Consider the following 16,049-nt stretch of genomic DNA (forward strand, 5'->3'; position numbering starts at 1 on the left):
TCGGATATACTGAACGCCATATTTCCGTCGAGGAGCCCGCATGCACTTCGATCTGGCCGATCTGCGCTTGTTCATTCATATCGCCGAGTCACCCAGCCTGACCCAGGGCGCGCGTCGCGCCCACCTGTCACCGGCAGCCGCCAGCGGGCGAATCAAGGCACTGGAACATCAGCTCGAAAGCCGCCTGCTCTACCGCGACAGCCGGGGTGTCGAGCTGACGCCAGCCGGACATAAGCTGTTGCAGCACGCGCGGCTGATCATGCGCCAGGTCGAATACCTCAAAGGCGAATTCACCGAGTACAGCACCGATTCGACCGGGCATATACGCATCTTCGCCAACACAACGGCCGTCACCGAATTTCTTCCCGAGCTGCTGGCAGGCTTCCTTTCGCAACGTCCCGGCGTGACCGTCGACCTCCAGGAACGCCTGAGTCGTGACATCGTTCGCGGCGTGCTCGACGGCAGTACGGACATGGGAATCATAGCCGGGCCGGTACAGGCCGAGGGCCTGCAGATCCTGCATTTCAGCACCGACCGTCTGTTGCTGGCAGTGCCGCTCGGTCACCCGCTGGCAGCTGAAAAGCACGTCACCCTGCGCCAGACGCTGAGCTATCAGCACATCGGCCTGCATGAAGGCAGCACCCTGCTGACCTTTCTTCGGGATCAGGTAGAAAAACTGGGTGCCACCTTGTCGCTGCGTATCCAGCTCTCCAGTTTCGAAGCGGTATGCCGGATGATCGAGGCAGGCGTCGGCATCGGCATCATTCCAGAATCGGCGGCACGCCGGCATAGCCGTACCATGCAGTTGGCCATGATCGAGCTGGACGAGCCCTGGGCGATTCGCGAGCGCAGCATTCTGGTCCGCGACCTGGATGCGCTACCCGGCAGTGTACGGGCCTTGATCGGAATCCTTGTTCCGGGACAAATCTGAACGATTAGGCCAAGCTGGAGGAATGGACGGCGCGCCGCGATTCGCTGCCCCCAGGATCAACCACGGCGATGCCGGGACCACAGGGCCCCCGGACGAACGCCACAAAATGGACGATACAATGGCTCGGAGCGCTTCGCTGGAAATTACGTTTCGTTTTGAATCCTCGGACAAATGTGCTGCCCAAGCTGCATGCGCTGAAGCCATTGCCAAAAGATTCCTGAATGCTTTCAGTAACTTGAACGACAGGCGCCCCCGGCCGGGCAGCCTGCCATCACGGACTTACTAGCTTAGGGTTGTTTGCCATGACGTCGTTACTAGCCCCCATCAGCTCGCTGCTGGGTGGCGTTGCATTACTTCTGCTCGGCCACGGATTGCTGAACACGCTGCTGACGCTGCGGGGCATCGCCGAGGGCTACTCCACCGGAATGATCGGCCTGCTGATGTCGGGATACTTCGCCGGCTTTCTCGTGGGCACCTGGCTGGCGCCCTCGCTGATCCGCCGTGTAGGCCACATCCGCACCTTCGCCTTCTATGCCGCCCTGGCCTCGGTCGCCGCGCTGATGCACGTGCTGATCGTCAATCCCTGGGTGTGGCTGGTGCTGCGCGTGCTCTATGGCGTCGCCCTGGTCACTTTGTACATGGTCATCGAGAGCTGGCTCAACGCGCAGGTGAGCGGCGAGAAACGCGGCCAGGTATTCGCCTTGTACATGGCCGTGAACCTCGGTGCGCTGGCCGCCGCCCAGCAGTTGCTGAGCCTCGACAGCCCAATGAATTTCACGCTGTTCGCCCTGGCCGCCATACTGGTTTGCGCTGCGCTGATGCCGATCACCCTCACCCGGCAGGCGCAGCCCGCCCAACCGGACATGCCGGCGACGGATTTGCTGCAACTGGCGCGAATCGCCCCGCTTCCTCTGATGGCCGCAGGGATTTCCGGCCTCACGCTCGGCGGTTTCTGGGGCCTGGCGCCGGTCTATGCCTCGCAGAGCGGCTTCGATGCGTCCGGGGTGGGTCTGCTGATGAGTGTGACCATTCTCGGTGGCGCCGTTCTGCAATGGCCGATCGGGCTGTTCTCCGACAAGCATGACCGTCGGCTGGTGCTGCTCTGGGTCGTGGCCATCGCTGCGGTGCTGGGTGCGCTGATCACTCCCCTGACCTCCGGCCCGTTGCTGCTGGCCATGATGTTCCTCTGGGGTGGCCTGGCGTTTTCGATCTATTCGATCGCCGTGGCGAAGATGGTCGACCAGTTGCACCCGGACGAAATCCTCTCAGGCTCCAGCGGCCTGCTACTGGCCAACGGCTTCGGCGCCGCCTTCGGTCCCGTGATCGCCGGTGGACTGATGAGCCTGTTCGGACCCAAAGCGCTGCCTGTGTTCTTCGCCGTGACGCTGGCCTTCCTGGCGATCTACGCCTATTTCCGCTCACGCCGCGTGTTCGATCTGGTCACCGAGCCACATGGCCACTTCACGCCGATGCTGCGAACCAGCCACACCGTTCTTGAACTGATGCCCGATACGCCTGAAGGCGACTCGACCGAGACGCACGTCACCGAGCCGGACGAGGATCTGGTCGAGGAAACGGTCGTCGAGCCTCGCACCGGCACCCATTGAGGCACCGCGCGCACCAGCGCTGCCGCCAGCGTTGGTCGCGTCCGGCACGAGCCAGCAATGCGGCCGTTCGCGCAACCGGCTAGAAATCCACCTTGCCGCGCCCGGCCTTGATCGCACCGCGCTTGCTCTTGCCTTCGAGGCGGCGCTTTTTCGAGCCCAGCGTCGGGCGCGTCGGGCGTCGGGCCTTTTCCACCCTGGCAACGCTGCGAATCAGTTCGACCAGCCGATCGAGCGCATCGGCGCGGTTCTGCTCCTGGGTTCGGTACTGCTGTGCCTTGATGACGATGACGCCGTCGCCGGTGATGCGGTTGTCACGCAACGCCAGCAGGCGCTCCTTGTAGAACGAGGGCAATGACGATGCATTGATATCGAAGCGAAGGTGCATCGCGCTCGACACCTTGTTGACGTTCTGCCCGCCGGCACCCTGGGCGCGAATGGCGTTCAGCTCGATTTCGCCGTCCGGCAGTTGCACGCTGTTCGATATTTCCAGCATCGGGCCCTTCGTAAGCAATGGTCGTGCGACATTGTCCATGACCCTCATCGCTCGGACACGTTTTATATGAAATTCGCCGGTTCACCTGTCCGCCGCTTCAGCTAAGGTAGTCTCCCCGCGCGAATACGGATGCACTCATGGACTCGATTACCCAGGCCCTGCTCGGCGCCAGCGTTCAAGCCGCCGTACTGGGCCGCTGGCAGGGCCGCAAGGCACTGTTGTACGGCGCATTACTCGGCACCTTGCCCGATCTGGATGTGGTGATCGACTATGGCGACGCGGTCGCCAACATGACGTATCACCGGGGCTTCAGTCACTCCCTGTTCGTGCTCAGCCTGGTCGCCATCGGGCTGACCTGGTTAACCCGACGAATACGGCCAGATCCAGGCTATACCCCCCTGCGGCTGTTTCTCGCGATCTGGCTGGTGCTGGTGACCCACGTCCTGCTGGATGCCTTCACCAGCTACGGCACCCAACTGTTCTGGCCGCTCAGCACGCCGCCAGTGGCCTGGTCCAGCATCTTCATCATCGATCCGTTGTACAGCGTGCCCCTGCTGCTGGCGGTGCTGGCCGGCGCGCTGTTCGGCCTGCAAGGGCGCTGTCGCAACGGGCCACTGCTGGCCTTGCTCCTGTCGTCGCTGTACCTGGGATTCACCGTGGCGGGCAAGCAGATGGCCGAACGGCAGGTCGAGGCGGCAATGGCCAGCAACGGCATCGAGGATGCGCGGGTATTCAGCACCCCGACGCCGTTCAACAGCTTTTTATGGCGGGTCATTCTGGTGGAGGGCGACGTCTATTACGAAACCCTGATCAGCTGGTTCGACGATGCGCCTGCGCATCTGGTACGCATCCCCCGCAGCGAGCGACTGGCTTCGCACCTCGCCGCATCACCGCAGCACGCCCGCTTGCAATGGTTCACCGCGGGTGTACTGCGCTACGACGAGGTCGACGACCAGATCCTGGTCACTGACCTGCGGCTCGGCATGACGGGCTTCCACCCGTTCCGTTTCGCCCTGGCCGAGCGCACCGCGCAAGGGTGGCAACTGATCCCGCACGTCGAACGGCTGCCCGCCGAGCGCGGCGACATGGAGCGCCTGAAACAGATCTGGGGGCGCATCTGGCACCAGCAGCCGGACCTGCCGCTGGCTGAATGGGCGGCAGACCTCAGCGGGCGCTAGCCCGCGCGCTGCATGCAGCCTACGGGCGGCGTCGCTGCTTCTGCGGCGCCCCCGTAGCGGATTAATCCCGTTCAGCTTCGCTTCAGACAAACGCCCTAGAATCACCTCACCACGTTGAACAAAGGGATGAGGTTGACCATGAAAACCAAAACATTAGCCGCACTTCTGATCGCTTCGGCCATGACAGCGTCTGCTTTCGCCGCTGACTACAAAGGCCCTTCTGCGCCCGCGGGAGGCTACAGTGGCCCAGGCGCCGGCACGATCTCGACTGTCGCCCAAGCCAAGGACGCCTACGATGATGCGCATGTGGTGCTGGTCGGCAACATCACCAAGCGGCTCGATCGGGACGACCGTTATGAATTCACCGATGCCTCGGGGTCCATTACCGTGGACATCGACGAAGATCAATGGCCCGTCGGTCAGGCGGTCGACGAGAACACTCGGGTGCGCTTGTATGGAGAAGTCGACAAGGAAATGTTCAGCGTAGAGGTCGACGTCGATCGCGTTGAGGTCCTGCGATAGCCCCGGATCTCACCCCTTACAGCGGCCTACGGTCGAGCGAAGCGAGGCGCTCGTTGCGCGAGACGAGTCAGTTCCGCCCAAAGCAGCCGACCGTTCGGGCCAGCCTGTGGAGGGGACCCGGGATCAATTGCCTGAAACGCCTGGACGCGACCGGGCGCTCGGTTCTGCCACCCCGCTTGCGCGACCGGTGTCCGCCACCGCGTCGCGCAAGGTGAGTCATCAGGTGCGGAATCTGGCGACCAGGCCCTGCAACTCGACACCCAGGCGCGCCAGCTCGGCACTGGCACCTGCGGTCTGCTCACTGCCGCTGGCGCTTTGTTCACCGATGTCGCGCACACGGGTTACGCTTTCCGAGATGTTTTCCGCCACCGCGCTCTGCTGCTCGGCAGCCGCGGCGATCTGCTGGTTCATCTGCTCGATGGTGGATACCGACTCGGTGATACGACCGAGCGCAATGCCGGCTTCGCTGGCCAAATCAACGGTACGCTGGGTCAGGTCACGACTGGTCTGCATCTGCTCGACGGCTTTCTGCGCAACCCGCTGCAGGTTGCCGATCAGGCCTTCGATCTCCTCGGTGGAGTCATGGGTGCGGCGAGCCAGCGCACGCACCTCATCAGCCACCACGGCAAATCCCCGTCCCTGCTCGCCGGCGCGCGCGGCTTCGATCGCTGCGTTCAGCGCCAACAGGTTGGTCTGCTCGGCCACCGCCCGAATCACTTCAAGCACGCTGCCGATGCGACCACTTTCGGTGTTCAGCTCTTCGATGGCATGGGCGGAGTGCTCCACTTCGCCGGACAGGCTGTCGATCTGGCCGATGGCCTCCTGTACCACCAGATCGCCCTGGCGGGCCTGCTGGTCAGCCTGACGAGCCGCGAGCGACGCCTGCTCGGCGTTCTGCGCGACCTCCTGCACCGTGGCGGCCATCTCATGCATGGCGGTGGCGACCTGGTCCGTCTCCTCTCGCTGTTTCTGCACGCCGATGCTGGTTTGCGCGGTGACGGCCGACAATTGCTCCGCTGCAGCGGCGATCTGCCCAACGCTTCCACCGATACGGCCGATCAGCGTGCGCAGGCTTTCCGTCATGCCAGACATGGCCTGCTGCAACTGCCCAAGCTCATCACGACGCGTGACCGTCGGGGACTGGGTCAGGTCACCCTCGGCTACCCGCTGCGCCAGCTGCACCGTATACCGCAGAGGCACGACGACCATGCGTGAAATGACAATGGCCGCGGCCAGCCCGATGATCACAGCCAAAGCGGTAATCACCGTAAGCAGCAGATACGCACTGCTGCGCTGGCTCTGCATGGCGTCGTTGGCACCCGCCAGCGCCTGGCTGGCGACATCCAGCACGCGCTGCGCCTGTGCGACCATGGCGCCCTCCAGCGCAATGCGTTCGGAACGGTTGCGGCGCAGCTCGACGAAGGCTCGTTCATAAGCGGCAAGCGCGGCGAGCGCGCCGTCCATCGTGGCTTTCTGCTCGTCGTTGAGCCACGTCTTGAGGCTGGTGCCGATCGTGGTCACATCGTTGTAGGCCTCGTTCCAGCTATCGACGGCTTCCTGCGCGTTGTTGTTGAGAAAAATGTTTTCGAACGTACGCAGATCGAGAATGCGCTTGGTGAGGCCCGACGCTGCTTCAGCGATCGTCAACGGGTCGCTGCCCTTCAGATGGTCACCCTCCAGGCGCAGCACCCGGACCGCGTCGTACATGTCCAGTTCGATGTATTCGAACTCCTCACGACTCTTCTGCGCCGCCTCGCCCATGTTCCCGCGCAGCTCGACGCCCTTGCCAATCAGCGCCCGATACTGATCGAACTGTCGCGCGTAGTCGGTTGCGTCGCTGCGAATCTGTTGCAGCAGCGTCTGCTCCTCGGTGCTGGAAATCGCTGAAAGCGCATCCAGCCCTTGATCGAGCTGGTCCAGCCTGGCACGCAATGCCGCACCGGAAGCGTCGCTGCGGGTCAGGGCGAAGTCGCGCTCCTGGCCGCGGGCATCGAGAATCGCGGCGTTGATGGCCGACAGCTGATCGGTCTGGGACGAGCGGGTCACGATCGAATCCACTGCGAAGAAGCCGGTAGCAGCGACGCCCAGCGTCAGCAACAGCACCATGGCAAAGCCGAACAGCAGCTTCTTGCCCACGGAAAGGTTGGCGAACATATCGACAGACTGCATCAGAGAATCCCTAGAAAAATAAGCGCACGACATGAAATCGGCCGGAAGCGACCAAAGTTGAGCGATAAAAAGGATGCGATTTAATCAGGATCTCATGTCAAATTGCCATCTAGCGATCCATAGCATCGGACACTCGCAGCGGCATGCACCGGTTCAATGCTGCTGCAGATGCCCGTATAGCTTGGCGTAGAGCCCGCCGTCGGCGATCAGCTGTTGATGGTCGCCCTGCTCGGCGATACGCCCTCCATCGAACACCAGGACCCGATCGGCCTGCTTCACGGCCGACAGGCGGTGGGCAATGATCAGGGTCGTGCGTCCGTGCAGGAAGCGGTTCAACGCCTGGTGCAGCGCGTATTCGGTGGCAGCGTCGAGTGCCGAGGTCGCCTCGTCGAGGATCACCACCTTGGGCTCGGCCAGTACCATCCGGGCCACGGCCAGTCGCTGGCGTTGCCCGCCTGACAAGCGCACCCCGGCGCGACCGACCACGCTGTCGAGCCCGGCCGGCAACTGGCGGATGGTGTCGGCCAACTGCGCGATCTCCAGCGCCTGCCAACATGCCTGGTCGTCGCGTTCGCGCCCCATCAGCAGGTTGGCGCGCACCGTATCGTTGAACAGCGCCGGATGCTGCAACACCACCGCCACGTTGTCGCGGACCGTGTTCAGGCCGATATCCTGGATATCGACCCCACCGAAGCGAAGTTGCCCGGCTTGCGGCTGGTACAGGCCCAGCAACAGCTGCACCAGGGTGCTTTTTCCGCCACCACTGGCGCCCACGATGGCGACCTTCTCACCGGCCGCAATCGACAGGTCCAGCCCTTCCAGCACGGGCTCGTCCTGATAGGAAAAGGACAGTCCTCGCACTTCGATATCCAGGGTATCGCGTCCCGCGAAGGGGTCCTGTCCGCCGACGTACTGGGGTTCATCGGCACGTGCCAGCAGTTGGTTGATGCGGCTCAGCGCGCCGCCGGCGGCATAGAACGCGTACTGCAGATTGAGCAATTGTTCCACCGGCCCGATCATGAACCACAGGTAGCTGAACACCGCCAGCATCTGGCCGATCGAGAGGTCGGAGAGCAGTACCGTGAGCATCGCCGCGGCGCGGAAGATGTCGATGCCGAACTGGAACAGCAGCCCGCTGGCGCGGTTGGACGCATCGGTTTTCCATTGCGAGGCCACGGCATAGTCACGCACTTCCCGCGCGCGCACACCGAGGCGACCGAGGAAGAATCCCTGGCGGTTCCCGGCACGCACTTCCTGAATGGCATCGAGGGTTTCGGTAAGGGCCTGGGTGAACAGCGAGGTGCTGTCATTTTCCAGCTTCTTCAGGTGTTTGACGCGTTTGCCCAACTGCACCGTGGCGTAGATCACCAACGGGTTGAACAACAGGATCAACAACGCCAGTTGCCAATGCATCCAGACCAGGATGGCGGCCGTACCGGCTATCGACAGCAGTGCCACCAGCAGCCGGCTCAGCGTTTCGCCGATGAATTTGTCGATGGTCTCAAGGTCGGTGACCAGATGCGCCGCGACCGTACCGCCGCCGAGGCTTTCATATTCACTCAGTGCGATGCGCTTCAGCCGTTCGATCAGCCGTATCCGAATGCGATAGACCAGGTCCTTCGACAGCCGTGCGAACAGCCGTGCCTGCAGCACGTTGAAAACCAAGGCGCAGGCTCGCAGCAGCAACGTCGCGCCGAGCATCAGGCCGATGTAGCCGAACGCCGTTTGCCAGCCCGCCGGCAGCACACGGTTCATCATCTGCAATGCGGTATCGCCCTGCCCCAATAACACTTCGTCGACCAGCAACGGCAGCAGCAACGGGATCGGCACGCTGCACAGCGTGGCGAGCACCGCCACAAGATTCGCGAGGATCAGTGCCTTGCGATGATGCAGCGCGAGGCGACGAATTTCCGCCCAGCTGAGCTGATCAGGCAGGGACATTGTGTTCCAGCCAGCGATCCAGCAAAGGCGAGAGCGCTTCGAACGGCTGGTAACCGTTGGTCAACAGGGCAAGCTGACCGTCGTGTTCGGCCAGCAGCGTCGGAAAACCCGCAATGCCCAGGTTGCGGGCCCAGTCGAAATCCGCCGCGGTGGCATCGCGCACGGCCTGCGAGTCGAAACGGTCGGCGAACGCGGTGCGAGGCAGGCCTGCCTGTTCGGCCAGATCGAGCAATTGCGGCGCCCGTGTGACGTCATGTCCCTGCACGTAGAAGGCGCGCTGGATCAAGCCAGCCAGGGTCCAGCTCGCTTGTGCATCGAGGTCTCGCGCCGCCACCAGTGCCCGGCAGGCAGGCTCGGTGTCGTAGACCAGACCTTCCGGCAGGCCGGCATCGAAGTTGAACGGTTGACCGGTCGCATCGTGCACCGCGTGCCAATAGGATGCGGTGCGCTCCCGCCCGGCCCGATCCATGACGATGCGCTCCCGGCGCAGACCGCCGACCACCAGATCGGACCCGACCCCACGGGCCTGCGCCCGCGCGGCCAGCGCCTGTACCACTGGTGCGAATCCCCAGCACCAGGAGCACATCGGGTCCATCACATAGATCAATCGGGTGCGCATCGGAACTCCGGTTCTATCGAGTGGAACGCAAAACGCGCACCGTCATCGGTCAGGTGCCTTTCGCTACGCGCCCTGCTTTCGGTAGTTATGGCCGATGGGGTGCGGCTGATTGCGCTTGAGCGCCAGTTCGATCTGCTTCTGCCGTTCGCGCGCACTGGTGCGGGTCTTCTCGCTCAGGCTATTCCAGCAGTGCGGGCAACTGATACCTGGAGCGTAGTGCTCCGATTGCCGGTCCTCCAGCGAGATCGGCGTGCGGCACGCGTGGCATTGGTCGAAATCACCCTCGGTGAGGTCGTGGCGAACGGTCACGCGGTTGTCGAACACGAAGCAGTCACCGCGCCAGCGGGTCTGTTCCTGCGGCACTTCCTCGAGGTATTTGAGAATGCCACCCTTGAGGTGATAGACCTCTTCGAATCCCTCGCCGAGCATGAAGCTCGAGGCCTTTTCGCAGCGAATGCCGCCCGTGCAGAACATCGCGACTTTCTTGTGCTTGGCCGGATCGTAGTGCGCCTTGATGTAGTCGGGGAACTCACGAAAGGATTTGGTCCGAGGATCGATCGCACCTTCGAAGGTGCCGATGGCCACCTCGTAGTCATTGCGGGTATCGATCAGCAGGACCTCGGGGTCATCGATCAGCGCGTTCCAGTCCTGCGGCTCGACGTAGGTACCGACGCGCTGGTTAGGATCGACACCCGGCACGCCCAGGGTGACGATCTCCTTCTTCAGCTTGACCTTGGTGCGATAGAACGGCTGCTCCTGGCAATAGGATTCCTTATGATCGATGTCAGCCAGGCGCGCGTCGCTGCGAAACCAGGCCAGTAGCGCATCGATGCCTTCGCGGCTGCCCGAAACCGTACCGTTGATGCCTTCTTCAGCGAGCAGCAACGTGCCCTTGATACCGTTGGCATCGAGGGTTTCGAGCAGAGGCTCACGCAAGGCGACGTAGTCCGGCAGCGAGACGAACTTGTACAGCGCCGCGACGACGATATTCTGGGTCATGCGGGTATATCCCTCCAGTGGTCAGCCAACAGACCGTCGAAAACCTGCCTGCGTCGGCAGCCTGCCTCGCCTGGGTACTTCGACGGCCCCGTCAAGGGCGGACCGGGAATGCGGAAACGACAACGCCGGCGGGAGCCGGCGCGGGGCGCATTCTATCAACAAACCAGCGGCAGGCTTCAAGCGCCAGCCCAATGGCTCACTTGTGGCCGCCGGCGCAGACCGGCGAGTCGGGCGCCGCCCCCTGCCTGGCCCATTCCTCGGGGGTGTAGGTATGCAGTGCGAGGGCATGAATCTGCTGCATCAGCTCGCCCATCGCGGCGTAGGCCTTCTGATGACGCTTGACCGCATTGAGCCCGGCGAATTGTTCGCTGACGATCACCGCCTTGTAGTGGGTCTCCTGTCCTCGGCTGTGCATGTGGCTTTCATCGAGCACTTGTAGATACACAGGCTGCAGGGCTGCCTGCAGGGCGTTTTCGATCAAAAACAATCTGGACATGCGTGGCACGCTCCTCAAGGCTTCAAGGCTTCTTCTGGGTATCGAGTTCGGCCGTCATCTCGGCCAGTAGCTTGTTCACCTGAGGCACGGCGCTTTCCAGCTTGGCCTGCGTCACCTGGGCCGAGCGCGCGTTCAGCTGCGGCAGTTGAGCGAGCATCTTCTTGCCCAGGGCAGACTCGTAGAATTCATTGAGACGATCGAGTTCCTGTTCGCTGAACGCCTCGGTGTACAACACCACGAGGTCGGGCTTGACCTGCTCCCAGCCAATCGCCTTATCGAGCGCCGCGTCGGCCCTTGACTGGTAACTCTCCAGCAGCGCTCGCTTGCTCTCAGGCGCCTGGGTCTGGGCAAACCGCTCGGCAAACATCTGCTGCACCTGGGCATATACCGGTACTGCGATGCGGTCGGCATTGACCAGCTCAAGGAAGCGTTCGGCCTGGGCCTCGTGGCTGCTGTCGGCGTTGGCAGGCGCTGCCAGCATCACCATCGACAAAGCGCCGCAGAGACCGATTGCACGTAGCCTGGAGGAACTGAGAAAAGCCATTGTAGGATCCTTGCCGAGCGATTGATGAGCCTCAATGGACACATTCTGCGCGCTGAGTTCCAATCGCTCAAGGAACAACAAGCGAGAGCATACCGCGCCACGAAACGGCACTTCTCGGCGGGACCGCCGCGATTGATCGGTTTTGCGGCACGACGAAAGCTCGACGATCCGGTCGATTGAACCAGTCCCGACGGCTGACGACCTAACAGGAAGACCTCATTGAATGGAGCACGGCATGACACGCACCGAAACCGATAGCCTGGGCCCAGTGGAAGTGCCCGAACAGGCTTACTGGGGCGCGCAGACCCAGCGCTCGCTGGTCAACTTCGCCATTGGCGATCAACGCATGCCGCTCGCCGTATGCCATGCATTGGCCCTTATCAAGAAAGCCGCGGCCCGAGTCAACGACCGTATCGGCGACTTGCCGCCCGACATTGCACGATTGATCGAGCAGGCCGCCGATGAAATCCTCCATGGTCAGCACGACGACCAGTTCCCGCTGGTGGTCTGGCAGACCGGCAGCGGGACCCAGAGCAACATGAACGTCAATGAGGTGATCGCCGGACGTGCCAACGAACTGGCCGGCGGCGCTCGCGGCGGCAAAAGCCCCGTGCATCCCAACGACCACGTCAACCGCGCGCAGAGCTCCAACGATTGCTTCCCGACGGCGATGCACATTGCCATCGCCCGCGCCGTGCATCACGACCTGCTGCCAGCCATTGCCGAGCTGTCCGGCGGCATCGCCGAGCAGGCGGCGCGGCACGGCCAACTGGTCAAGACCGGCCGTACCCACATGATGGACGCGACACCGGTAACCTTCGGCCAGGAGCTTTCGGCCTTCGTCGCCCAGTTGGACATCGCCGAACAGGCGATTCGCCATACCCTGCCTGCGATATTCGAGTTGGCCCAGGGCGGTACGGCGGTCGGCACCGGCCTTAATGCGCCCCACGGGTTCGCCGAAGCGATCGCCGCCGAGCTCGCGGCGCTGTCCGGCCTGCCGTTCGTTTCCGCACCGAACAAGTTCGCAGCGCTGTCCGGGCATGAACCGCTGGTCGCCCTTTCCGGTGCGCTGAAAGCCCTCGCCACGGCACTGATGAAAATCGCCAATGACCTGCGCCTGCTGGGTTCCGGGCCGCGCGGCGGGTTCGCCGAAGTACGCCTGCCCGCCAACGAGCCGGGCAGCTCGATCATGCCGGGCAAGGTCAACCCGACCCAGTGCGAGGCGTTGTCGATGCTCGCGTGCCAGGTGATGGGCAACGACGTGACCGTGGGCTTCGCCGCCAGCCAGGGGCATTTGCAGCTCAACGTGTTCAAACCGGTGATCGTGCATAACCTGCTGGAGTCGATCCGGTTGTTGGCCGACGGCTGCCGCAATTTCAACAGCCACTGCATCGTCGGCCTGGAGCCTGACGCCGCACGCATGGCCGAACATCTCGAACGTGGCCTTATGCTGGTGACCGCGCTCAATCCCCATATCGGCTATGACAAGGCGGCGGAGATTGCCAAGAAGGCCTACGCGCAGGGCAGTACCTTGCGTGAGGCGGCACTGGAACTGGGCTATCTGACCGACGAGCAGTTCGATCAGTGGGTGCGACCCGAAACCATGCTCGAATCCAGTCGCAGTTGAACGGCCGCCACCGCGCCCATGCTCGTCGCAAAAAAAAAAGACCCGCGTCTGAGCGCGGGTCTTTCATTTCAGTACGAAGACGGGATGCGCTTTAGCGTACCGCCTCGAACAAGCCCGACGCCCCCATGCCGCCACCCACGCACATGGTCACCACGCCGTAACGCAGGTTGCGCCGCTGCAGCTCACGAATGATGTGGCCTGCCGTACGCGATCCGGTCATGCCGAACGGGTGACCGATGGAAATCGAGCCGCCGTTGACGTTGAACTTTTCGTTATCGATCTGCAGGGTGTCGCGGCAGTACAGGCACTGCGAAGCGAAGGCCTCGTTGAGCTCCCACAGATCGATATCGCTGACCTGCAGGCCCTTGGCCTTGAGCAGACGCGGTACCGAGAAGACCGGACCGATGCCCATTTCCTCCGGCTCGCAGCCTGCGACGGTGAACCCCCTGAAGAACGCACGTGGCGTGAGGCCCAGCTCCAGGGCCTTGTCCAGGCTCATCACCAGCGTCATCGAGGCGCCATCGGACAACTGCGAGGCGTTGCCGGCGGTGACCGAGCCGTCTTCAGCGAAGACCGGCTTGAGACCCGACAGGCTTTCGAGCGTGGTGTCGGGACGATTGCAATCGTCACGATCGACCACGCCTTCATGCTCGGTGCGCTCGCCGGTGTTCTTGTCCTCAGTGAAATAGCGGACGTTCATCGGCACGATTTCGTCCTGGAACAGCCCTTCGGCCTGCGCGCGCGCGGTGCGTTGCTGGCTCTGCAGTGAGTAGAGGTCCTGTTGCTCGCGCGTCACGTTGTAGCGGCGGGCCACCAGCTCCGCGGTCTGGCCCATGCTGTGATAGAGCCCAGGCACCCGCTCCTGCAGGATGGGGTTGTAAAGGTTGTCGGTGTTCTTGCTCTTGGCGGTCATGGTGATCGATTCGACACCGCCTGCGACGATGATGTCGCTACAACCGGATGCGATCTGGTTGGCGGCGATGGCGATCGATTGCAGACCGGACGAGCAGAATCGGTTGAGCGTCATGCCTGCGCACTGGATGCCGAGATTCGACAGCACCGCGACGTTACGGCCGATGTTGTACCCCTGTGCCCCTTCGTTGGAGCCGGCACCTACGATGCAGTCCTCCACGAGCTTGGGGTCCAGGTTGTTGCGCGACAGCAGCGCATTGACGCAATGGGCCGCCATGTCATCCGGCCGGGTCATGTTGAACTTGCCGCGGAAGGACTTGGCCAGGCCGGTCCGTACGCTGTCGACGATCACTACTTCACGCATGGCATACCTCGAATTGTTGGGCGGGTCATGGCGACTGCGACCCACCTGTTGACGATGGTTCGAGCATAGTTCCAGGCCTTCGCCAAAGGCGACGACCATTCAGCGGGGATATGGTCGACCATCGTCCGCCTTGCCTGCCCGCTCAACCGATGGCGGCTTCCAGCGCGTCGTTGAGGGTGCGCAGGACCTTGACCCTGGCGAAGCGCTTGTCATTGGCCTCGACCAGTGTCCAGGGCGCCAGCCCGGTACTCGTACGGTCGACCATGTCGGCCACCGCATGGCCGTAATCGTCCCATCTGGCACGGTTGCGCCAGTCCTCGTCGGTAATCTTGAATCGCTTGTGGGGCGTATCTTCACGTTCCTTGAAACGCTCGAGCTGTGTGTTCTGGTCGATCGACAACCAGAACTTGACCACCACCACGCCGGCCTCCACGAGCTGCTCCTCGAAATCGTTGATTTCGCTGTAGGCGCGCAGCCACTCGTCGGGGCTGCAGAAACCCTCGACCCGTTCGACCAGCACGCGGCCGTACCAGGAGCGGTCGAAAATGGTGAATTCGCCGCGCGCCGGCACGTTACGCCAGAAACGCCACAACCAGGGCTGGGCCCGTTCGTCCTCGCTGGGCGCGGCAACCTGCACGGTGCGATAAAGACGTGGGTCCAGCGCGCCGGTGACGCGACGGATGGCGCTGCCCTTGCCGGCCGCATCGTGGCCTTCGAACAGGGCCACTACGCCACGCTTGCGCAGACGGTGGTCGCGCAACAGTCGCGATAAACGCGCCTGCTCCTGCACCAGCTGATCCTTGTAGGCGTCCTTGTCCAGCTTCTGGTCGAGATCGAGGCTACCGAGCAGGCTCATGCGGTCCGTGTGCAGCTCGACCGGCGCGGCGTGCGGTTGTAGCGGCTGCTCATCGCCGGCCTCCAGTGCGGCGTTGAGCCCTTCGAGCAACAGCCGCCCGGCGGTCAGGCTGCGATAGCGCTCGTCACTTCCCTCGATAACGTACCAGGGGGCGAAGTCCCGGCTGCTGCGTCGCAGGATCAGTTCCCCGTATTTGACGAACCGATCGTAGGTCTTCGATTGCTGCCAATCCAACGGGCTGATCCGCCAACTGTGCAAGGGATCGTCCCGCAGCGAATCCAGGCGTTTCATCATCTGTTTCTTGGACAGGTGGAACCAGAATTTGAAGATCAGCATGCCTTCCTTGCAGAACATCCGCTCCAGGCGCTGGGCGCGATCAATGGCCAGTTCCAGCTCGGATTTACCCGTCCGCCCATGAACCCGGTCCTCGAGCATCTTGCTGTACCAGTTACCGAAGAAAATCCCGGTCTGGCCCTTGGGCGGCAAGCGGCGCCAATAGCGCCAGGCCAGCGGGTGGGATAATTCCTCATCGGTAGGCACATCGAAGCTGTCGACGCGGATCAGCCGTGGGTCCATCCACTCATTGAGCAGTTTGATCGTCTCGCCCTTGCCTGCGCCTTCGATGCCGTTGATGAGGATCAACACCGGAAAACGCGCCTGCTCTCTCAGCCGATACTGCGCTTCGAGCAACGCTTCGCGCAGCACAGGAACCTCGGCGTCGTAGGTCGCCTTGTCGATCGTATGGCCGATTTCCGCGGATTCGAACATGGTGTTCTCCAGAACAGAGGGCG

Annotated in this window: 15 protein-coding genes; 6 read left to right on the forward strand and 9 right to left on the reverse strand. The window is 62.8% G+C overall.

The genetic code is table 11. The features are described 5' to 3' along the window. Positions 1 to 40: 40 nt before the first annotated feature. Both GQA94_RS17235 and GQA94_RS17240 read left to right on the forward strand, forming a co-directional pair. A complete protein-coding gene (locus GQA94_RS17235; protein ID WP_158189159.1) occupies positions 41 to 931 on the forward strand; it encodes a LysR family transcriptional regulator in 891 nt (296 codons plus the stop codon). A gap of 302 nt (positions 932 to 1,233) precedes the next feature. Then, positions 1,234 to 2,538, forward strand: coding sequence for an MFS transporter (locus GQA94_RS17240; RefSeq protein WP_158189160.1), 1,305 nt, complete (start codon positions 1,234 to 1,236; stop codon positions 2,536 to 2,538). Between the two features lie 79 nt (positions 2,539 to 2,617). Here GQA94_RS17240 and arfB read toward each other — a convergent pair whose 3' ends face one another. Further along, on the reverse strand, positions 2,618 to 3,031 hold the full coding sequence (arfB, locus tag GQA94_RS17245; RefSeq protein ID WP_158189161.1) for an alternative ribosome rescue aminoacyl-tRNA hydrolase ArfB: 414 nt from the start codon (positions 3,029 to 3,031) through the stop codon (positions 2,618 to 2,620). Positions 3,032 to 3,168: 137 nt separating this feature from the next. Between arfB and GQA94_RS17250 the strand changes: the two genes are divergently transcribed. Both GQA94_RS17250 and GQA94_RS17255 read left to right on the forward strand, forming a co-directional pair. Next, positions 3,169 to 4,209 (forward strand): metal-dependent hydrolase, encoded by a 1,041-nt coding sequence (locus GQA94_RS17250; protein ID WP_158189162.1) that lies wholly within the window; start codon positions 3,169 to 3,171, stop codon positions 4,207 to 4,209. A 138-nt stretch (positions 4,210 to 4,347) separates the two neighbouring features. Continuing rightward, complete coding sequence (locus GQA94_RS17255) at positions 4,348 to 4,731, forward strand: YgiW/YdeI family stress tolerance OB fold protein (protein WP_158189163.1); 384 nt, start codon at positions 4,348 to 4,350, stop codon at positions 4,729 to 4,731. 219 nt (positions 4,732 to 4,950) lie between these two features. Here GQA94_RS17255 and GQA94_RS17260 read toward each other — a convergent pair whose 3' ends face one another. The 6 genes from GQA94_RS17260 to GQA94_RS17285 form a co-directional block, all read right to left on the reverse strand. Beyond that, positions 4,951 to 6,900, reverse strand: a complete 1,950-nt coding sequence (locus GQA94_RS17260) for a HAMP domain-containing methyl-accepting chemotaxis protein (RefSeq protein WP_158189164.1) — start codon at positions 6,898 to 6,900, stop codon at positions 4,951 to 4,953. 153 nt (positions 6,901 to 7,053) lie between these two features. Then, entirely contained in the window at positions 7,054 to 8,835 is a 1,782-nt protein-coding gene (locus tag GQA94_RS17265) for an ABC transporter ATP-binding protein (protein ID WP_158190152.1), read from the reverse strand. Then, positions 8,828 to 9,460: a DsbA family protein gene (locus GQA94_RS17270; RefSeq protein WP_158189165.1), complete on the reverse strand. Its 633-nt coding sequence runs from the start codon at positions 9,458 to 9,460 to the stop codon at positions 8,828 to 8,830. Before GQA94_RS17270 ends, GQA94_RS17265 begins: the two co-directional genes overlap by 8 nt. Positions 9,461 to 9,523: 63 nt before the next feature. Then, positions 9,524 to 10,459: a rhodanese-related sulfurtransferase gene (locus tag GQA94_RS17275; RefSeq protein WP_158189166.1), complete on the reverse strand. Its 936-nt coding sequence runs from the start codon at positions 10,457 to 10,459 to the stop codon at positions 9,524 to 9,526. Between the two features lie 196 nt (positions 10,460 to 10,655). Further along, entirely contained in the window at positions 10,656 to 10,955 is a 300-nt protein-coding gene (locus GQA94_RS17280) for a BolA family protein (protein ID WP_158189167.1), read from the reverse strand. 22 nt (positions 10,956 to 10,977) lie between these two features. Beyond that, positions 10,978 to 11,442 (reverse strand): DUF2059 domain-containing protein, encoded by a 465-nt coding sequence (locus GQA94_RS17285; protein WP_158190153.1) that lies wholly within the window; start codon positions 11,440 to 11,442, stop codon positions 10,978 to 10,980. 81 nt (positions 11,443 to 11,523) lie between these two features. Here GQA94_RS17285 and GQA94_RS17290 point away from each other — a divergent pair, with 81 nt between their 5' ends. Together GQA94_RS17290 and GQA94_RS17295 are read left to right on the forward strand one after the other, a co-directional pair. Beyond that, the gene (locus GQA94_RS17290) at positions 11,524 to 11,679 is read left to right on the forward strand and encodes a hypothetical protein (RefSeq protein ID WP_158189168.1); all 156 of its coding nucleotides are present in this window, start codon (positions 11,524 to 11,526) and stop codon (positions 11,677 to 11,679) included. Between the two features lie 55 nt (positions 11,680 to 11,734). After that, positions 11,735 to 13,126, forward strand: coding sequence for a class II fumarate hydratase (locus GQA94_RS17295; protein WP_158189169.1), 1,392 nt, complete (start codon positions 11,735 to 11,737; stop codon positions 13,124 to 13,126). A gap of 91 nt (positions 13,127 to 13,217) precedes the next feature. Here the strand turns inward: GQA94_RS17295 and GQA94_RS17300 are convergent, their stop codons facing one another. Beyond that, positions 13,218 to 14,402, reverse strand: a complete 1,185-nt coding sequence (locus GQA94_RS17300; RefSeq protein WP_158189170.1) for a thiolase family protein — start codon at positions 14,400 to 14,402, stop codon at positions 13,218 to 13,220. 142 nt (positions 14,403 to 14,544) lie between these two features. Beyond that, the gene (pap, locus tag GQA94_RS17305) at positions 14,545 to 16,026 is read right to left on the reverse strand and encodes a polyphosphate:AMP phosphotransferase (protein WP_158189171.1); all 1,482 of its coding nucleotides are present in this window, start codon (positions 16,024 to 16,026) and stop codon (positions 14,545 to 14,547) included. Between the last annotated feature and the right edge of the window lie 23 nt (positions 16,027 to 16,049).

The organism is Stutzerimonas stutzeri (assembly GCF_009789555.1).
GTDB lineage: Bacteria > Pseudomonadota > Gammaproteobacteria > Pseudomonadales > Pseudomonadaceae > Stutzerimonas > Stutzerimonas stutzeri_R.

Excerpts from the sequence above, each read along its gene's own strand:
- pap (WP_158189171.1), bottom strand. The coding sequence starts at position 16,026 with ATGTTCGAATCCGCGGAAATCGGCCATACGATCGACAAGGCGACCTAC.
- GQA94_RS17280 (WP_158189167.1), bottom strand. The coding sequence starts at position 10,955 with ATGTCCAGATTGTTTTTGATCGAAAACGCCCTGCAGGCAGCCCTGCAG.
- GQA94_RS17285 (WP_158190153.1), bottom strand. The coding sequence starts at position 11,442 with ATGGTGATGCTGGCAGCGCCTGCCAACGCCGACAGCAGCCACGAGGCC.
- GQA94_RS17300 (WP_158189170.1), bottom strand. The coding sequence starts at position 14,402 with ATGCGTGAAGTAGTGATCGTCGACAGCGTACGGACCGGCCTGGCCAAG.
- GQA94_RS17270 (WP_158189165.1), bottom strand. The coding sequence starts at position 9,460 with ATGCGCACCCGATTGATCTATGTGATGGACCCGATGTGCTCCTGGTGC.
- GQA94_RS17260 (WP_158189164.1), bottom strand. The coding sequence starts at position 6,900 with ATGCAGTCTGTCGATATGTTCGCCAACCTTTCCGTGGGCAAGAAGCTG.
- GQA94_RS17240 (WP_158189160.1), top strand. The coding sequence starts at position 1,234 with ATGACGTCGTTACTAGCCCCCATCAGCTCGCTGCTGGGTGGCGTTGCA.
- arfB (WP_158189161.1), bottom strand. The coding sequence starts at position 3,031 with ATGCTGGAAATATCGAACAGCGTGCAACTGCCGGACGGCGAAATCGAG.
- GQA94_RS17290 (WP_158189168.1), top strand. The coding sequence starts at position 11,524 with ATGAGCCTCAATGGACACATTCTGCGCGCTGAGTTCCAATCGCTCAAG.
- GQA94_RS17255 (WP_158189163.1), top strand. The coding sequence starts at position 4,348 with ATGAAAACCAAAACATTAGCCGCACTTCTGATCGCTTCGGCCATGACA.
- GQA94_RS17235 (WP_158189159.1), top strand. The coding sequence starts at position 41 with ATGCACTTCGATCTGGCCGATCTGCGCTTGTTCATTCATATCGCCGAG.
- GQA94_RS17295 (WP_158189169.1), top strand. The coding sequence starts at position 11,735 with ATGACACGCACCGAAACCGATAGCCTGGGCCCAGTGGAAGTGCCCGAA.
- GQA94_RS17275 (WP_158189166.1), bottom strand. The coding sequence starts at position 10,459 with ATGACCCAGAATATCGTCGTCGCGGCGCTGTACAAGTTCGTCTCGCTG.
- GQA94_RS17250 (WP_158189162.1), top strand. The coding sequence starts at position 3,169 with ATGGACTCGATTACCCAGGCCCTGCTCGGCGCCAGCGTTCAAGCCGCC.